Genomic DNA, 16,025 nt, shown 5'->3' on the forward strand with positions numbered 1-16,025 from the left:
GCAGGGGACAGAGGTGGCTGACCCTTAACGTGGCTACCCCTTACAACGGGCGGCGGGCGCGGCGAATTCCGCGGGGCCGCTCACTTGGGCAGGGTCGCCGGGGAGCCGCCGCGGCCCTCCCAGCCGGCCACCGCCAGCGCCCGGTAGACGGCGTACTCGGCCGCCGGGTCCGCCCCGTACGACCACGGCACCGCGCCCACGTGGCCGTCCACGTGGCGCAGCTGCTCCATGGCGTCGGCGTACCGCTCCGAGCGGACCAGGAACCAGACCAGCAGATGACGGACGTGGGGGAGGACCGGGTGGTCGGCGGGGGCCTGGCGGACGGCGTACAGGGCGCCCTCGACGGCCTTGGTGATCACGTCGCTCTGGTACAGGCTGCGGACGAGGTTGACCTCGGGCAGGTGCTCGAAGACGCCGAAGAGGGGGAGGGCGGGGAGGAGGCTCTTCTCGGGGGCCGAACCGGCGGCGGCGTGGGTGAAGGTGTCGGCGCGGTCCTGGGAGCCGTGCCACTTCTCGCACCAGTAGTGGAGGGCGGCGAGGTGGGCGCCCATGTGGTGCGGCGCGCGGTCGGTGACCTTGGTCCACAGCTCCTCGAAGTCGGCCTGCCGGTAGGGGAGACCGCGGGCGACGCCCAGCTCGACGATGTACGGAACGGGGTCGTCCGGGGCCAGCCGGGCCGCCTCGTGGCAGACGTCCCGGGCCTCCTCCAGGATCATCCGGAAGTCCTGCGAGGACGGGTCGAGCAGCGCCTGCCGGACCAGGAACTCCGCCTGCACGGCGGCCGCGCCCGGGTCCTCGGGGGCCGCGACGCGCCAGGTGCGCAGCCACATCCCGCCCCGGCCCGGGGCCTGGGCGAGCTCGAAGGCGGCGGCTCCGGCGAGGGTCTGGACGCGCTGCCAGCGCAGCTCGGAGGTCGCCTCGGTGAGCGCGAGGAGCCTGGAGGCGGGCTCCCAGTCCTGGCCGGCCTGGACCTCCTCCAGCGCCTCGATGAGCTGGTGGTCCGGGCCGGGCAGCCGGACGTCCAGCTCTTCGCGCGGTACGAAACCGTACTCACCCGGGTCCGTGGCGCGCATCGCGCCCTGCAGGGTCTCGCGGCCGCCGCGCCTGCGCCGCAGCGCGGGCAGCACGATCAGCCCGCCGATCATGACGACGGCGATGAGGAAGATCAGAAGCTCCATGAGGTGTCCCCGTGTGAAGTCCCGTGACGGCTTGTGGTCCAGCCTATGCGCCACGGCGGACATGGAACGCGGCCGTTGAATCCTGGACGGGCCCGCCGCCGGATCATGGAGGTGCTCGCCGCGCGTTACCCTCGGGCCCATGACCGACCAGCACTCCCAGAGCTTCGAGACGCTCGCCATCCATGCGGGCCAGGAGGCGGACCCGCTCACCGGCGCCGTCGTTCCGCCGATCTACCAGGTCTCCACCTACAAGCAGGACGGGGTGGGGGGCCTGCGCGGCGGCTACGAATACAGCCGCTCCGCCAACCCCACCCGCACCGCCCTGGAGGAGAACCTGGCGGCCCTCGAGGGAGGCCGCCGCGGGCTCGCCTTCGCCTCCGGCCTCGCCGCCGAGGACTGCCTGCTGCGCACGCTGCTGGTGCCGGGCGACCACGTCGTGATCCCGGACGACGCGTACGGCGGTACGTTCCGCCTCTTCTCCAAGGTCGTCGAGCGCTGGGGCGTGGAGTGGTCGGTCGCCGACACCTCCGACCCCGCGGCGGTACGGGCCGCGCTGCGCCCCCGTACGAAGGTGATCTGGGTCGAGACGCCGAGCAACCCGCTGCTGGGCATCACCGACATCGCGGCCCTCGCCGACATCGCCCGCACCGCGGGGGCCCGGCTGGTCGTGGACAACACCTTCGCCAGCCCGTATCTGCAGCAGCCGCTGGCGCTCGGCGCGGACGTCGTCGTGCACTCCACCACCAAGTACATGGGCGGGCATTCGGACGTCGTCGGCGGCGCGCTGATCGTCTCCGACCCGGGCCTGGGCGACGAACTCGCCTTCCACCAGAACGCGATGGGCGCCGTCGCCGCCCCCTTCGACTCCTGGCTGGTGCTGCGCGGCATCAAGACGCTCGGGGTACGGATGGACCGGCACAGCGCGAACGCCACGCGCGTCGCGGGGCTGCTCACCGCCCACCCCAAGGTGACCGAGGTCTTCTACCCGGGGCTGCCCGAGCACGCGGGCCACGAGATCGCCGCCAAGCAGATGCGGGCCTTCGGCGGCATGGTGTCGTTCCGGGTCACCGGCGGCGAGGAGGCGGCGGTCGAGGTCTGCAACCGGGCCAAGCTCTTCACGCTCGGCGAGTCGCTGGGCGGCGTCGAATCGCTGATCGAGCACCCGGGGCGGATGACGCACGCCTCGGCGGCCGGTTCGGCGCTGGAGGTGCCGGCGGATCTCGTACGGCTGTCGGTGGGCATCGAGTCCATCGACGATCTGCTGGGGGATCTGACCCAGGCGCTCGCCTGAGCCTCGGCACCGCTCACCACCCCTCCAGCGGAGGGGTGGTGTCGGCGGGCGGTCCCGCCCACGGGTGGACGACCGCCGCCCAGACGGTGAACGCGAGGACCGCGGCGAGCAGCAGCGACCAGCCGAGGGTCCGCGCCGCCCGGTGGCGGCGCAGCATCCGCTGCCCGCGCCCGGCCGCCCGCGCGGCCAGATCCGGCGGCAGCACCGGGTGCGGCCCCTCCAGCATCCCCCGGACCTGGTCCTCCTTGCGGTCCGGGAAGCTCACCGCGCCGCCCCCGCCGGACGGCCGGTGACCGGGGGCGGGGGTGTGCCGGGGGCTCCCGGGGGGTGCGGGGCGGCGCGCATCAGGGTCACCGCGCGCGTGCAGATGGCCCGTACGCGCTCGACCGGCAGGCCGAGCGTGGCAGCCGTCTGCTCCTCCGCGACCCCCTCGTACAGCCGCAGCACCAGCACCAGCCGCTCCCGCGGGGTGAGCCGGTCCAGCACGCCGCCGCGCGGGCGGCGGTAGCGGCGGGCGCGGTGGGCGAAGAGGGCGGCCAGCTCCTGGCGGGCGCGGTCGTACGGATCCTCGCCGCGCAGCCGGTCCCAGCGGGCGTAGGTGCGCGCGAGCGCGGCGGTCAGCAGGGCTTGCGCGGCTTCGGTTTCCCCCGTCGGTTCCCCCGTGAGCAGTGTGGCCGCGTGCAACAACCTGCCACCGGCGCCCGCGACGAATGCCTCGAATTCCCGGGTCCGGCGGCTCTCCCGTGCTGCCCGCTGCTCTCGCACCGCGCCCTCCGCCGTTCGTTCCTCAAGGACACGGCAGGCAGGGGCGCCCGGTCAAGGGCCGGGCGGTCGGGAGCGCCGGCGGCTCAGGACGCCGGTGCCGCCGCCTGCGGCACCGCGCCGTGCGCGGCGGACAGGGCGACGTTGAAGCGGGTGAGCAGATCGCAGAACATATCGCGCTCCTCCACCGTCCAGTCGTCCGTCACCTGCGCCATCAGCTCGCGCCGCGAGGAGCGCACCTCCTCCAGGCGAGCCTTGCCGCGCGGGGAGAGCTGGAGGACGACGGCGCGGCCGTCCTCGGGGTGCGACGTGCGCTTGACCAGGCCGGAGTCGACCAGCGGGGCGACCTGCCGGGTCACGGTGGACGAGTCGATGCCCATGCCCCCGGCGAGTGCCTTGACCCCCATGGGGCCTTCCTGGTCGAGCCGGTTGAGCAGCAGGTAGGCGGCGCGGTCCATCGAGTTGCGGGCCTGTCCGACGCCGCCGAGCCGGGTCTGCTCCGCGCGGCGGGCGAAGACCGCGACCTGGTGCTGGAGTGAATCCAGTACGCCTGTGTCAAGTTGAGTCGTCATGTCCGATTGGATGGGCATGGCCTAGGGCTCACTTCATGCGGTGGTCTGTGGGATGTGGCACAGAGTACGCGGCCTGGGCGCTGCCCGTACGGGGGCTGCAGAAACCTGCCCACAACCGGCCACACCCCGCTCGCCCCGGCCCGGCCGTGTTCCGGGCGAGCTGCAAGACTGGGGCCATGGCTCCACGACCCGACGGAGCGGACGGGTCCGGTACGGCCCCGGCCCCGCGCCCCGCACGCTCCGTACCGTCCGCCCCGCTCGCGATCACCCTGGACGATGTGCGCGAGGCGCAGAAGATGCTCTCGGGGGTCTCCCGGCTGACCGCGCTGGAGGGCAGCCGCTATCTGACCGGTCTGGTCGGCGCCCCGGTGCAGCTGAAGTGCGAGAACCTGCAGCGAACGGGCTCGTTCAAGGTGCGCGGCGCCTATGTGCGGATCGCCCGTCTGACGCCCGAGGAGCGGGCCGCGGGGGTGGTCGCGGCGAGCGCCGGGAACCATGCGCAGGGCGTCGCGCTCGCGGCCTCGCTGCTGGGGGTGCGATCGACCGTCTTCATGCCCGAGGGCGCGCCGCTGCCGAAGATCGCGGCGACGCGGGACTACGGCGCGGAGGTCCGGCTCGAGGGCCAGATCGTGGACGAGACGATGTGGGCGGCGCAGCGGTACGCGGAGCAATCGGGCGCGGTCTTCATCCATCCGTTCGACCACCCGGACATCATCGCGGGGCAGGGCACGGTGGGGCTGGAGATCCTGGAGCAGTGCCCCGAGGTGCGCACGGTCGTGGTGGGCATCGGCGGCGGCGGGCTCGCGGCCGGGATCGCGGTGGCGGTGAAGGCGCTGCGGCCGGACGTACGGGTGGTGGGCGTGCAGGCGGCGGGCGCCGCGGCGTATCCGCCCTCGCTGGCGGCCGGCCGACCGGTGTCGGTCGAGGCGCCGGTGACGATGGCGGACGGCATCAAGGTGGGGCGGCCGGGCGACGTTCCGTTCGGGATCATCAACGCGCTCGTCGACGAGGTCCGTACGGTCAGCGAGGACGAACTGTCCAGCGCGCTGCTGCTGTGCCTGGAGCGGGCGAAGCTGGTGGTGGAGCCGGCGGGGGCGAGCCCGGTGGCGGCGGTGCTGTCGGATCCGGCGGCCTTCGAGGGGCCGGTGGTCTCGGTGCTCTCGGGCGGCAACGTGGATCCGCTGCTGATGCAGCGGATCCTGCGGCACGGCATGGCCGCGGCGGGCCGCTACCTGTCGCTGCGGCTGCGGCTCACCGACCGGCCGGGGGCACTGGCGACGCTGCTGGCGGAGCTGTCGGCGGTGGACGCCAACGTGCTCGACATCAGCCATGTGCGGATCAATCCGCGGCTGGGGCTCAGCGAGGCGGAGGTGGAGCTTCAGCTGGAGACGAAGGGGCCGGAGCACTGCGCCGAGGTCCGGGAGGCGCTGCACGGGGCCGGATACACCGTGATGGTCTGACGGTGCGCGGCAGACTGTCCGTGGGTACGCGTGTATCGCGATGTATCGCGACTGCGCTATGATTCTCTCCGCTTACTGTCGCGACGCTGCCCTTGTGGGCGGACATATGCCTTTATTGAGGGGACGCGTCCCTGCGTGGCGAGAAACATTCGCCGCACATCATGTCAAACGATGTTTTGTGGAACTGACTCAACCCGGGAACACCCAACTCTGGGAGTGCCAACATGCCAGGCGCGATCCATGCCGAGGGCCTGGTGAAGACCTTCGGCGAAGTAAGGGCTCTGGACGGCGTCGATCTCGACGTGCCGGAAGGAACCGTGCTCGGACTGCTCGGCCCCAACGGCGCCGGCAAGACCACCGCGGTGCGCGTACTGACCACGCTGCTGCGCCCGGACAGCGGGACGGCGGTGGTCGCGGGGGTGGATGTGCTCAAGGACCCCAATGAGGTCCGCCGGTCCATCGGCCTGTCCGGTCAGTTCGCCGCCGTCGACGAGTATCTGACGGGCCGGGAGAACCTGCGGATGGTCGGACAGCTGTACCAGATGGGCGCGCGCGAGGCGAAGGCCCGCGCGGACGAGCTGCTGGAGCGGTTCCACCTCGCGGACGCGGCCGACCGCACCGCCAAGACGTACTCCGGCGGCATGCGCCGCCGGCTCGACCTCGCCGCCGCTCTGGTCGTCAGCCCGCCCGTGATGTTCATGGACGAGCCGACCACGGGGCTCGACCCGCGCAACCGGCAGGCGCTGTGGGAGGTCATCCAGGAACTGGTGGCCGGCGGCACGACGCTGCTGCTGACCACCCAGTATCTGGAGGAGGCCGACCATCTGGCCCATGACATCTGTGTGATCGACCGCGGCAAGGTCATCGCCCGCGGCACCTCCGACCAGCTCAAGGCCCGCATCGGCGGGGAGCGGGTGGAGGTCGTGGTGCACGAGCGCGAGCACATCGCGATCACCGAGCATGTGCTGCGGGTGCTGGGCAAGGGCGAGACCACGGTGCAGGAGCACACCCGCAAGGTCACCGTGCCGGTGGTCGGCGGGGCCAAGCTGCTCGCCGAGGTCATCCGCGAACTGGACACCCGTGGAGTGGAGATCGACGACATCGGGCTGCGCCGCCCGACGCTCGACGACGTCTTCATCTCGCTCACCGGCCACGGCACCGAGGGCACCGGTACGGAAGACGGCGCTCACGAGGGAGGCAAGTGATGGCTGCTGTCGAAGAGTCCGGCGCCACTGTCGCCACCGCCCCCCGGCCGCGTCGCGGCCCGCTCATGAGCACCATGGCCGACTCGCTGGTGATCGCCCGCCGGAACCTCATCCGCATGGCCCGGATTCCCGAGGTGGTTCTGTTCGGCCTGATCCAGCCCGTGATGTTCGTCATCCTCTTCACGTACGTCTTCGGCGGGTCCATCCAGGTCGGCGGCTCACTCTCGCAGCAGGACTACCGCGAGTTCCTGATGGCCGGGATCTTCACTCAGACCGTCACCTTCGCGACCGCGGGCGCGGGTGCGGGGATCGCCGACGACATGCACAAGGGGCTGATCGACCGGTTCCGCTCCCTGCCGATGGCGCGCGGGGCGGTGCTCACCGGCCGTACGCTCGCCGACCTGGTCCAGACTGCGCTGACGCTGGTGATCCTCGCGGTCGTCGCGCTTCTCATCGGCTGGCGCACCCACGAGAACTTCGGCAAGGTGCTGGCGGGCTTCGGCCTGCTGCTCCTGCTCGGCTACGCCTTCTCATGGATCGGCGCCCTGATCGGCCTCTCGGTGCGGACGCCGGAAGCGGCCACGTCCGGCGGGCTGATCTGGCTGTTCCCGCTGACCTTCATCTCGAACGCGTTCGTGGACTCCAACAACTTGCCCACGTTCTTCCGGCACATCGCCGAGTGGAACCCGTTCAGCACCACCGTCCAGGCTTGCCGGGAGCTGTTCGGCAACCTGCCGCCCGGCTTCAAGGCCCCGGACGCCTGGCCCATGCAGCACCCGATCCTGGCCTCGGTGCTGTGGTCGCTGCTGATTCTGGTGGCCTTCCGTACGCTCGCGGTCCGGAAGTATCGCTCGGCGACCGCCTGAGTTCCCTGGGACGCATACGACGAGCCCCCGGCCGTCCTGGCCGGGGGCTCGCCGCGAGTCGCGAGGGCGTTGAGCGGGCGCTCAGCCCTGGTAGGGCTTGGCGTCCAGGATGCGGACCGATGCCGTACGGCCGTTGGGCAGTTCGTATTCGGCGTCCTGGCCGACCTTCTTGCCGTTCACACCCGTGCCCAGCGGGGACTGCGGCGAGTAGGTCTCGATGTCCGCGCTCGCGTATTCACGAGAGGCGAGAAGGAAGCTCAGGGTGTCGTCCGGGTCGCCGTCGAAGGCGATGGTGACGACCATGCCGGGGGCGACCACGCCGGTGTCCGCGGGTGCCTCACCGACCTTCGCGTGCTCCAGGAGCTGCGTCAGTTGACGCACCCGGAGCTCCTGCTTGCCCTGTTCCTCCTTGGCGGCGTGGTAACCGCCGTTCTCCCGGAGGTCACCTTCCTCCCGGGCGGCCTCGATCTTCTTCGCGATCTCGATACGTGCCGGACCCGACAGGTACTCCAGCTCGGCCTTGAGCTGGTCGTACGCCTCCTGGGTCAGCCAGGTGACGTTCTCGCTGGTCTGGGTCACAGGTGCTCCTCGTCGGTGCTGGGAATACAAATGAACGCCCTACTCAGAAGGGTGCGCCTTCAAAGCCGGGCGAAACCACGAGCCTAACAATTCCGACAGGAAACAGGGAGGAGGGAACTCAGCTCCATGCGCATGAACCGGGGCAAAACGGGCGAGTTCTGGTGTGGCTGACGTAGCTCTCCGGCCGGTGTCCAGCCGGTCTCCGCCCGGCTCAGCCGTCCGCGGCGGAGCCGCAGGCGACCAGCTCGGCGCTGGTCGCACGCGAGGTGGTGCGCACCGTCACGATCTTGACCATGTCGTCCTGGCGCTGCCCGAAGGTGAAGCTCTTGCGACCCACCTCTTCGTGGTAGGTGTCCTGTGCGCGCACCGTGCACTCGGCGGTGGCGTCCTTGTCCTTGGTGATCTCCAGCCGGACCTCGACGGTGTCGTCCGAGGTGACCTTGAAACCGGTCAGCTGGCCGCTGACGTCCTCATCGATGACGTACGCGTATCCGAACCAGGCGATCAGCGCGATCAGGCCGGCACCCAGCACCGAACCGATGATCTTCAGCTTGCGGTCGGCCCGCTCATCCACGGAGCGGCCGTAGCGCCCCTCGGGAAGGCCCTGGCGCACCGCCGACATGATCGCTTCCTCCTGCTTGGGAGACCCGGAATTATTCCGGCCCGCTGTGGGTCACTATAGAAGCCGTCTTCCGCGACGAATCACTGAGGATCGAAGTTGACTGAGCAGCTGCGTTTGATGGCCGTGCACGCCCACCCGGATGACGAGTCGAGCAAGGGCGCGGCCACCATGGCCAAGTACGTGTCCGAGGGGGTGGACGTGCTGGTCGCGACCTGCACGGGCGGTGAGCGCGGCTCCATCCTCAACCCCAAGCTCCAGGGGGATCCATACATCGAGGAGCACATCCACGAGGTCCGCGCCAAGGAGATGGACGAGGCGCGCGAGATCCTCGGCGTGAAGCAGGAGTGGCTGGGCTTCGTGGACTCCGGGCTTCCCGAGGGCGACCCGCTGCCCCCGCTCCCCGAGGGCTGCTTCGCGCTCCAGGACGTGGACGAGGCGGCGGGCGCGCTCGTCAAGCTCATCCGCTCCTTCAAGCCGCAGGTCATCACCACCTATGACGAGAACGGCGGCTACCCGCACCCCGACCACATCATGACCCACAAGATCACGATGGTGGCCTTCGAGGCGGCCGGGGACCCCGAGAAGTACCCCGAGGCCGGCCCGGCCTGGCAGCCGCAGAAGCTCTACTACAACCAGGGCTTCAACCGGCCGCGCACCGTCGCCCTGCACGAGGGGCTGCTCGCCCGCGGCCTGGAGTCGCCGTACGGGGAGTGGCTGGAGCGCTGGAAGGAGTTCTCCCGGCGCGAGCGCACCCTGACCACCTATGTGCCCTGCGCCGACTTCTTCGAGATCCGCGACAAGGCGCTGATCGCGCACCGCACGCAGATCGACCCCGACGGCGGCTGGTTCCGGGTGCCCATGGACATCCAGAAGGAGATCTGGCCGACGGAGGAATACGAGCTCGCGAAGTCGCTCGTGGACACTTCCCTCCCCGAGGACGACCTCTTCGCGGGCATCCGCAACAATTGACCGCATGATGAGCGCGACCAGCACCCTCGCCATGACGCATCTCGTCCCGCTCGCCAAGGATCTGGACGAGAACAAGGTGACCCCGGGCCTGCTCGGGTTCGTCGTCTTCGCACTGATCGGCGGCGCGGTGTGGCTCCTGATGAAGTCGATGAACAAGCACATGAACAAGGTGGACTTCGAGGAGGAGCCGCAGACCGGGGAGACGCAGCCCGGTGAAGCCCGGGCCACCGCCTCCCCGAAGGGCACCAAGGGGGAGCGCACGGCCTAGCGGCACCTCCTCACCCTGGGCCCGGACCGGGCCCGGGCTCGCGGGGCGGGATCAGGCGCGGGGGCGGTCCGGCAGCACGGCCATGACCTCGCGGGAGCGGCGGCTCGGCACCATGCCGAGCTGCCATGCCTGCCATCCCGTTTCCGGCTCCACACCGCGCTCCAGCACCAGCGCGAACGCCTCCGCGCACTCCTCCAGCCGGGGATCCCCGCCCGCCGCGGCGCCGCCCGGCTCCCGCAGCTCCCGCCGCAGCTCCGCCAGCTCCTCCTGCGCCACCGCCGTGCCGATGACCGAGCCGCCCGCCGAGGCGAACGGCAGCAGCGTGCAGCGCAGGAACCGGGCCCAGGACCCGCCGCGCCGGTCCTCGTACCCCGCGAACAGCCGGGCCGCCTCGTCCACCAGCTCCAGCGCCTGCACCGCCCGGCCGTTTCCCGCGTCGATGACCGCCAGCTCGACGCACGACCACGCCTCGCCGTGGGCCACCCCCACCCGGTGGAAGTCCTGCCGGGCGTCCTGCAGCAGCTGCCGCGCGAAGCCGCTGTTGCGCAGCGAGCCGGTCTGCGCCGCCCGCAGATCACGGGTGACCCGCGCCGAGTGATGCCGGGCACACGCCAGCCCGTACACGTCCCGCATCCGGCTGAACATCGTGCGGGCCCGCTCCAGCTCGCGCACCGCCGCGTCCCGGTCGCCGCGCTCCTCCAGCGCCTGACCCAGGTAGTACAGCGTCCACGCCTCACCGCGCGCGTCGTCGTTGTCCCGGTGCCGGGAGAGGGCCTGGCGCAGCTGGTCCACGGCCACCGACGGTTCCCCGGCCACCAGCCGGGCGCGGGCCAGCTGGGTCAGCGCCCAGGCCTCACCGCGCTGGTCGTGGGTGCGGCCGTACGCGCCCAGCGCCTCCCGCAGCTCGGCCTCGGCGCGCGGCACATCGCCCATCCGCAGACAAGCCTGACCGAGCTGGAAGTGCGCCCACGCCTGGCCGTGCAGGCTCTCGGACTCCTGGTGCAGCTCCAGCGCCTGCCGCAGCAGCTCCAGCGCCTCGGCGAGCTGCCCGCGGTCCCGCTCCACGGCGGCCAGCGCGTGCATCGTCCATCCCCGGTCCCCGCGCAGCGCCTCGGGCGTCTGCAGGGCCAGCGCCTCGCGCAGCTTCGCCGCGGCCTCCACCAGATTCCCCTGGTGGTGCAGGGTGATGCCCAGGCTGCACAGCGCGCGGGCCGCGCCCGCCTCGTGCTGGGCCTCGAAATACAGGTCGACCACCGAGGACAGCGTCGTACGGGCCTGGTCCAGCTCGCCGAGCTGACGGGCCGCGATACCGGTGCGCCACTGGACGGACCGCACCAGCAGCCCCTGGTCGACGGCCTGGGTCAGCTCGCTGATCTCGCCCAGCCGGTACAGGTCGCCACGCAGCAGGCAGTAGTCGCACAGCGCGCCCAGCAGATGCAGCACCGCGGACTGGTCCACGCCCTCCGCATGGCGCAGCGCCGCCGTGATGAAGCTCGACTCGTCGTCCAGCCAGCCCAGCGCCGCGTCCAGCGAGGTGAAGCCGTGGCCGCCCGCCGCGCCCTTGGTGAAGACATCGGCGCGGGTGGACGTCTTACCGTCGACCAGGCGGATCACCGAGTCCGCCAGCTCGGCGTAGCTGCGGATCAGCCGTTCCTGGGCGGCGGTGCGCTGCTCGGGCTCCTCCTCGTCCGCCAGCCGGGCGGCGGCGAACGAGCGGACCAGGTCGTGCAGCCGGTAGCGGCTGCCGCGCACATGCTGGATCAGCCCGGCGCGGCCCAGCGCGTCCAGATGGCGGGCCGCCTCCTGCTGATCGGCGCCCAGCAGCGCCGCGGCGGCCGCCGCGCCCAGGCTCGCCCGCCCGGCCAGCGCGAGGCGCCGCAGCAGCCGCCGGGCGCCGTCCTGCTGGTCGGTGTACCGCAACCACAGGGTGCGCTCGACCGGGCCGACCGGCCCGTACGCCTCCAGGTCGGTGGCGAGGGCGGCGGGGGTGCGCGGGCCGAGGGAGGAGCCCGCGATCCGCAGCGCCAGCGGCAGCCGCCCGCACAGCTCGGCGATCCGCTCCACGGACTGCCCGTCGTACGGTCCGGGCCCGGCCGGGTTCTCGGCGGAGACCCGCAGCAGCTCCTCGGCGCCCGACTGGTCCAGCGGGCCGATCTCCAGCCGGTGCACCCACGCGGCCAGCTCCGGCGGCAGGGTCAGCGGGGTGCGCGAGGTGACCAGGATCAGGCTGTCGGACCGCTCCGGGACCAGCGTGCACACCTGTTCGGCGTCGCTCGCGTCGTCCAGCACGATCGTGACGGGCAGCCCGGTCAGATGCTGGTGATACAGCTCGATGAGCCGCTTGCGGTGCTGGTCCTGGCTCGCCCGCTCCCGGAAGAGCAGCTGGTCGCGGGGCGCCCCGAGCCGGTTCAGCAGATGCAGCAGCGCGTCGCGGGTCGACAGCGGGGCCTGGTCGGCGCTGTCCCCGCGCATGTCCACCAGGCACGCGCCCCGGAACTGGTCGCGCAGCTCATGCGCCGCCCGTACGGCCAGCGTGGTGCGGCCCGAGCCCGGCGGGCCCTCCAGCAGCACCACCGTGGGCTTGGTCTCGGTGCTGGCCCGCGCCTGGTGCACCCACTGGGCGATCTGGCTCGTCTGCGCGCGGCGCCCGGCGAACGGGCCGTCCCCCTGGGGGAGATGGCCGAAGGACTGCTCCAGCACGGTGCGCCTGCGGGCCGCCTGGCTGCGGTCCGCACCCCGCAGCCGCGGCGCCTGCCCGCCGCCCGTGGAGGCGGAGCGCTTGGCCTGGCCGCCGCCCTGGCGGGTGGCGGCCGAGGTCATCCGGTGCTGATCGATGAACGGCCGGATGCCCCGCACCTCGACCGCCGTCAGCCACTGCAGCCGCAACTGCTCCGGCCCGCCGGGCTGGTTGCGCAGCGCCGCCTGGCGGTGGGCGGCGGGCCAGTGCGCCGCGGTGAGCTTGAGGACGGCCGCCGCCGACCCCGCCAGCCCCGCGGTCACGCCCGCGCCCAGCGCGGTGCCCGCCGAGGTGCCGAAGGTGAGATCCGCGCCGAAGGCGGCGGCCGCCGCCACCGCCGCGGCCAGCGCCGGGGTGGACAGCCGCTCGCGCCCCAGCATCGCCGAGAGCGGTCTGCTGCCTGCCGCCGCTTCGTCCAGCGCGTGCACATACGCTCCGTACTCCTCGGCCGCGGTCGCCGCCATCTCGTCCAGCGAGCCCCGCGCGCGGCTGAGCAGCACCCCGCCGTCCGTGCGGCCGCCGGAGCGCCGCACCTCCTCCTCGACGGCCCGCGTCAGCAGCCGCTCGACCTCCGTCCGGTGGCTGTCCCGCAGCACGGCCAGTGAGCCCGGCATGTGATCCCCCTCCTGCACGAGCGCCACGCGTGAATCGCGCGTTGCTCCCCAAGTCTTCCGCTTCTGCCTCATTTCCGGCAGCCCTGTGGATAACTCCCCCTGTGGACAATCGGCGCTTGCGCCGCGGTGTGGGAGAGGATGGGGTTATGCCGAACCGCCTGGCGCACGAAACGTCCCCTTACCTCCTCCAGCACGCCGACAACCCGGTCGACTGGCGGCCGTGGTCCGACGAGGCGTTCGAGGAGGCGCGCAGCCGCGGGGTCCCCGTGCTGCTGAGCGTCGGCTACTCCAGCTGCCACTGGTGCCACGTCATGGCGCACGAGTCCTTCGAGGACGCCGAGACGGCCGAGTATCTGAACGCCCACTTCGTCTCCGTCAAGGTCGACCGCGAGGAGCGGCCCGACGTCGACGCCGTCTACATGGAGGCGGTGCAGGCCGCGACCGGGCAGGGCGGCTGGCCGATGACGGTGTTCCTGACGCCCGATGCCCAGCCCTTCTACTTCGGCACCTACTTCCCGCCCCGCCCCCGGCACGGCATGCCCTCGTTCCGGCAGGTGCTGGAGGGCGTCCGCGCGGCCTGGGCCGACCGGCGTGACGAGGTGCAGGACGTGGCCGGGAAGATCGTGCGGGACCTGGCCGAGCGCACCGGCATCGCGCTGGGTTCCGGCGCGCCGCAGCCGCCCGGTGCGGAGGATCTGGCGGGCGCGCTGATGGGGCTGACCCGCGAATTCGACGCCGTGCGCGGCGGGTTCGGCGGGGCGCCGAAGTTCCCGCCGTCCATGGCGCTGGAGTTCCTGCTGCGCCACCACGCCCGGACCGGCTCCGAGGGCGCGTTGCAGATGGTGCAGGCCACCTGTGAGGCGATGGCCCGCGGCGGCATCTACGACCAGCTCGGCGGCGGGTTCGCGCGCTACTCCGTCGATGCGGAATGGATCGTTCCGCACTTCGAGAAGATGCTGTACGACAACGCGCTGCTGTGCCGCGTCTACGCCCACCTCTGGCGGGCCACCGGCTCGGAGCTCGCGCGCCGGGTCGCCCTGGAGACCGCCGACTTCCTGGTCCGCGAGATGCGCACCGAGCAGGGCGGGTTCGCCTCCGCGCTGGATGCCGACAGCGACGACGGCACCGGGCGGCACGTCGAAGGCGCGTACTACGTGTGGACGCCCGAGCAGCTGCGCGAGGTGCTGGGCGAGGCGGACGCCGAGCAGGCCGCCGCGTCCTTCGGGGTGACCGAGGACGGCACCTTCGACAGTGACATTGGCCGCTGCCGCGGCGGGGGGTCCTCCGTCCTCCAGCTGCCCGACGGCGCGCCCCCGGCCGACGCCGCCTGGCTCGCCTCGGTACGGGAGCGGCTGCTGGCGGCGCGGGAGCGGCGGGCGCGGCCCGGCCGCGACGACAAGATCGTGGCCGCCTGGAACGGGCTGGCCATCGCCGCCCTCGCCGAGACCGGCGCCTACTTCGACCGCCCCGACCTGGTCGAGGCCGCGACCGAGGCCGCCGACCTGCTCGTGCGCCTCCACATGGACACCGGCGGCCGACTCGCCCGCACCTCGCTGGGCGGGGCCGTGGGCGCCCACGCGGGCGTGCTGGAGGACTACGCCGATGTGGCCGAGGGCTTCCTCGCCCTGTCCGCGGTCTCCGGCGAGGGCGTGTGGGTCGAGTTCGCGGGGCTGCTCCTGGACACCGTGCTGCACCACTTCGCCGCCGAGGACGGCACGCTGTACGACACGGCCGACGACGCCGAGGCGCTCATCCGCCGCCCCCAGGACCCGACCGACAACGCCGTGCCCTCGGGGTGGACGGCGGCCGCCGGGGCGCTGCTGTCCTATGCCGCCGTCTCCGGGAGCGGCCGCCACCGGGAGGCGGCCGAGCGGGCGCTGGGCGTGGTGCGGGCGCTGGGCGCACGGGTGCCGCGGTTCATCGGCTGGGGTCTGGCCGTCGCCGAGGCGCAGTTGGACGGGCCGCGTGAGGTGGCCGTCGTCGGGCCGGACGGCGACCCCGCGACCCGCGCCCTGCACCGGGCCGCGCTGCTGGGCACGGCGCCCGGCGCGGTGGTCGCGGTGGGCGCGCCCGGCTCCGACGAGGTGCCGCTGCTGGCGGGGCGGGGGCTGCTGGAGGGCCGCCCGGCGGCGTACGTATGCCGCCACTTCACCTGTGACGCCCCGACCGCCGACGTGGCGGCGCTGACGGCCGGGCTCGGCGGCTGACGGGAGGGAGCCCGGGAACCCCGCGGCGGCGGGCTACAGCGGCAGGCCGCGGGCGAGCATGTCCAGGGCGCGGTCGACGCTCTCCTCCACGGTCTCCACCCCGTGGTGGGCGATGCCGTGGAAGACCGCTTCCTGGAGGGCTCCGAGGACCGCTCCGACGAGCACCCGCACCTCGAAGTCCTCCGGTGACCGGCCGCTGCGCTCGGCCAGCACCTCTCCCAGCATGATCCCGGTCCTGGCCATGCCCTCGCCCATGCGGGCGCGCAGCGCCGGGACCTGGCGGATCAGGGTGAGCCGGGTCAGCATCTCCTCGCGCTCGTCACCGGTCAGCCGCCCCGCCATGTCGATCAGCACGCGCCGCAGGGAGGAGATCGGCGGCTCGCCCGGCGGCCGGTCCCGGACCCCGGCGGCCATGGCCTCGTCGTACTCGTCCGTGAGGACGATGTCCTCCTTGGTCGGGAAGTAGCGGAAGACCGTGCTGGGGGAGACGTCCGCGGCCTCCGCGATCCGGTCCACCGGGGTGGCGTCATAGCCCTGCTCCGCGAACAGCCGGTAGGCGGCCCGCCGGATCGCCTGCCGGGTCTGGATCTTCTTGCGTTCGCGCAGCCCGGGCCGGGGGCCGGCGGGGGTCCTGCCGGCGCGGGGCGTGTGTGCGGAGGCCATGCCGATCATTGTCGGGGAGGTACCGGTGGGCG

15 protein-coding genes are annotated in these 16,025 nt (G+C 72.6%); 7 read left to right on the plus strand and 8 right to left on the minus strand.

Annotated features, from left to right (window positions below; genetic code table 11):
• Positions 1-80: 80 nt before the first annotated feature.
• Positions 81-1,178: a hypothetical protein gene (locus tag ACH4SI_RS08765; RefSeq protein WP_398294213.1), complete on the minus strand. Its 1,098-nt coding sequence runs from the start codon at positions 1,176-1,178 to the stop codon at positions 81-83.
• 139 nt (positions 1,179-1,317) lie between these two features.
• On the opposite strand from ACH4SI_RS08765, the gene ACH4SI_RS08770 reads away from it, so the two are divergent.
• The gene (locus ACH4SI_RS08770; protein WP_398294215.1) at positions 1,318-2,469 is read left to right on the plus strand and encodes a cystathionine gamma-synthase; all 1,152 of its coding nucleotides are present in this window, start codon (positions 1,318-1,320) and stop codon (positions 2,467-2,469) included.
• A 13-nt stretch (positions 2,470-2,482) separates the two neighbouring features.
• Here ACH4SI_RS08770 and ACH4SI_RS08775 read toward each other — a convergent pair whose 3' ends face one another.
• The 3 genes from ACH4SI_RS08775 to ACH4SI_RS08785 all read right to left on the minus strand — a co-directional run bounded on the left by ACH4SI_RS08775 (position 2,483) and on the right by ACH4SI_RS08785 (position 3,821).
• Entirely contained in the window at positions 2,483-2,734 is a 252-nt protein-coding gene (locus tag ACH4SI_RS08775) for a hypothetical protein (RefSeq protein ID WP_398294217.1), read from the minus strand.
• Positions 2,731-3,234, minus strand: coding sequence for a sigma factor-like helix-turn-helix DNA-binding protein (locus ACH4SI_RS08780; protein WP_398294219.1), 504 nt, complete (start codon positions 3,232-3,234; stop codon positions 2,731-2,733). Before ACH4SI_RS08780 ends, ACH4SI_RS08775 begins: the two co-directional genes overlap by 4 nt.
• 83 nt (positions 3,235-3,317) lie before the next feature.
• Complete coding sequence (locus ACH4SI_RS08785) at positions 3,318-3,821, minus strand: MarR family winged helix-turn-helix transcriptional regulator (protein ID WP_398294221.1); 504 nt, start codon at positions 3,819-3,821, stop codon at positions 3,318-3,320.
• A gap of 278 nt (positions 3,822-4,099) precedes the next feature.
• Here ACH4SI_RS08785 and ilvA point away from each other — a divergent pair, with 278 nt between their 5' ends.
• The 3 genes from ilvA to ACH4SI_RS08800 all read left to right on the plus strand — a co-directional run bounded on the left by ilvA (position 4,100) and on the right by ACH4SI_RS08800 (position 7,334).
• Entirely contained in the window at positions 4,100-5,263 is a 1,164-nt protein-coding gene (gene ilvA, locus ACH4SI_RS08790) for a threonine ammonia-lyase (RefSeq protein WP_398295190.1), read from the plus strand.
• Positions 5,264-5,487: 224 nt separating this feature from the next.
• Positions 5,488-6,468 carry an ATP-binding cassette domain-containing protein gene (locus ACH4SI_RS08795; RefSeq protein ID WP_398294223.1) on the plus strand — a complete coding sequence of 327 codons (981 nt, stop codon included), beginning with the start codon at positions 5,488-5,490 and terminating at the stop codon, positions 6,466-6,468.
• Positions 6,468-7,334: an ABC transporter permease gene (locus tag ACH4SI_RS08800; protein WP_398294225.1), complete on the plus strand. Its 867-nt coding sequence runs from the start codon at positions 6,468-6,470 to the stop codon at positions 7,332-7,334. The genes ACH4SI_RS08795 and ACH4SI_RS08800 overlap by 1 nt, the downstream gene beginning before the upstream one ends.
• 81 nt (positions 7,335-7,415) lie before the next feature.
• Here the strand turns inward: ACH4SI_RS08800 and greA are convergent, their stop codons facing one another.
• Together greA and ACH4SI_RS08810 are read right to left on the minus strand one after the other, a co-directional pair.
• Positions 7,416-7,913 (minus strand): transcription elongation factor GreA, encoded by a 498-nt coding sequence (greA, locus tag ACH4SI_RS08805; protein WP_398294228.1) that lies wholly within the window; start codon positions 7,911-7,913, stop codon positions 7,416-7,418.
• Positions 7,914-8,124: 211 nt separating this feature from the next.
• The gene (locus ACH4SI_RS08810) at positions 8,125-8,535 is read right to left on the minus strand and encodes a DUF4307 domain-containing protein (RefSeq protein ID WP_398294230.1); all 411 of its coding nucleotides are present in this window, start codon (positions 8,533-8,535) and stop codon (positions 8,125-8,127) included.
• A gap of 96 nt (positions 8,536-8,631) precedes the next feature.
• Between ACH4SI_RS08810 and mca the strand changes: the two genes are divergently transcribed.
• Entirely contained in the window at positions 8,632-9,504 is an 873-nt protein-coding gene (gene mca, locus ACH4SI_RS08815) for a mycothiol conjugate amidase Mca (protein WP_398294232.1), read from the plus strand.
• Between the two features lie 7 nt (positions 9,505-9,511).
• The gene (locus ACH4SI_RS08820) at positions 9,512-9,772 is read left to right on the plus strand and encodes a hypothetical protein (RefSeq protein ID WP_398295192.1); all 261 of its coding nucleotides are present in this window, start codon (positions 9,512-9,514) and stop codon (positions 9,770-9,772) included.
• Between the two features lie 51 nt (positions 9,773-9,823).
• Here ACH4SI_RS08820 and ACH4SI_RS08825 read toward each other — a convergent pair whose 3' ends face one another.
• A complete protein-coding gene (locus tag ACH4SI_RS08825; RefSeq protein ID WP_398294234.1) occupies positions 9,824-13,123 on the minus strand; it encodes a tetratricopeptide repeat protein in 3,300 nt (1,099 codons plus the stop codon).
• A 146-nt stretch (positions 13,124-13,269) separates the two neighbouring features.
• On the opposite strand from ACH4SI_RS08825, the gene ACH4SI_RS08830 reads away from it, so the two are divergent.
• Positions 13,270-15,330: a thioredoxin domain-containing protein gene (locus ACH4SI_RS08830; protein WP_398294236.1), complete on the plus strand. Its 2,061-nt coding sequence runs from the start codon at positions 13,270-13,272 to the stop codon at positions 15,328-15,330.
• 33 nt (positions 15,331-15,363) lie between these two features.
• On the opposite strand, the gene ACH4SI_RS08835 is transcribed toward ACH4SI_RS08830, so the two are convergent.
• Positions 15,364-16,002 (minus strand): TetR/AcrR family transcriptional regulator, encoded by a 639-nt coding sequence (locus ACH4SI_RS08835; RefSeq protein ID WP_398294238.1) that lies wholly within the window; start codon positions 16,000-16,002, stop codon positions 15,364-15,366.
• Positions 16,003-16,025: the final 23 nt, after the last annotated feature.

The sequence above is a fragment of the Streptomyces sp. NPDC021212 genome (assembly GCF_044332925.1).
Lineage (GTDB): Bacteria > Actinomycetota > Actinomycetes > Streptomycetales > Streptomycetaceae > Streptomyces.

What these genes read in the sequence shown, in the direction of transcription:
- ACH4SI_RS08785 (WP_398294221.1), bottom strand. Translation starts at nt 3,821, where the DNA reads ATGCCCATCCAATCGGACATGACGACTCAACTTGACACAGGCGTACTG.
- ACH4SI_RS08795 (WP_398294223.1), top strand. Translation starts at nt 5,488, where the DNA reads ATGCCAGGCGCGATCCATGCCGAGGGCCTGGTGAAGACCTTCGGCGAA.
- ACH4SI_RS08765 (WP_398294213.1), bottom strand. Translation starts at nt 1,178, where the DNA reads ATGGAGCTTCTGATCTTCCTCATCGCCGTCGTCATGATCGGCGGGCTG.
- ACH4SI_RS08835 (WP_398294238.1), bottom strand. Translation starts at nt 16,002, where the DNA reads ATGATCGGCATGGCCTCCGCACACACGCCCCGCGCCGGCAGGACCCCC.
- ACH4SI_RS08820 (WP_398295192.1), top strand. Translation starts at nt 9,512, where the DNA reads ATGAGCGCGACCAGCACCCTCGCCATGACGCATCTCGTCCCGCTCGCC.
- ACH4SI_RS08825 (WP_398294234.1), bottom strand. Translation starts at nt 13,123, where the DNA reads ATGCCGGGCTCACTGGCCGTGCTGCGGGACAGCCACCGGACGGAGGTC.
- ilvA (WP_398295190.1), top strand. Translation starts at nt 4,100, where the DNA reads ATGCTCTCGGGGGTCTCCCGGCTGACCGCGCTGGAGGGCAGCCGCTAT.
- ACH4SI_RS08800 (WP_398294225.1), top strand. Translation starts at nt 6,468, where the DNA reads ATGGCTGCTGTCGAAGAGTCCGGCGCCACTGTCGCCACCGCCCCCCGG.
- ACH4SI_RS08770 (WP_398294215.1), top strand. Translation starts at nt 1,318, where the DNA reads ATGACCGACCAGCACTCCCAGAGCTTCGAGACGCTCGCCATCCATGCG.
- ACH4SI_RS08810 (WP_398294230.1), bottom strand. Translation starts at nt 8,535, where the DNA reads ATGTCGGCGGTGCGCCAGGGCCTTCCCGAGGGGCGCTACGGCCGCTCC.
- ACH4SI_RS08830 (WP_398294236.1), top strand. Translation starts at nt 13,270, where the DNA reads ATGCCGAACCGCCTGGCGCACGAAACGTCCCCTTACCTCCTCCAGCAC.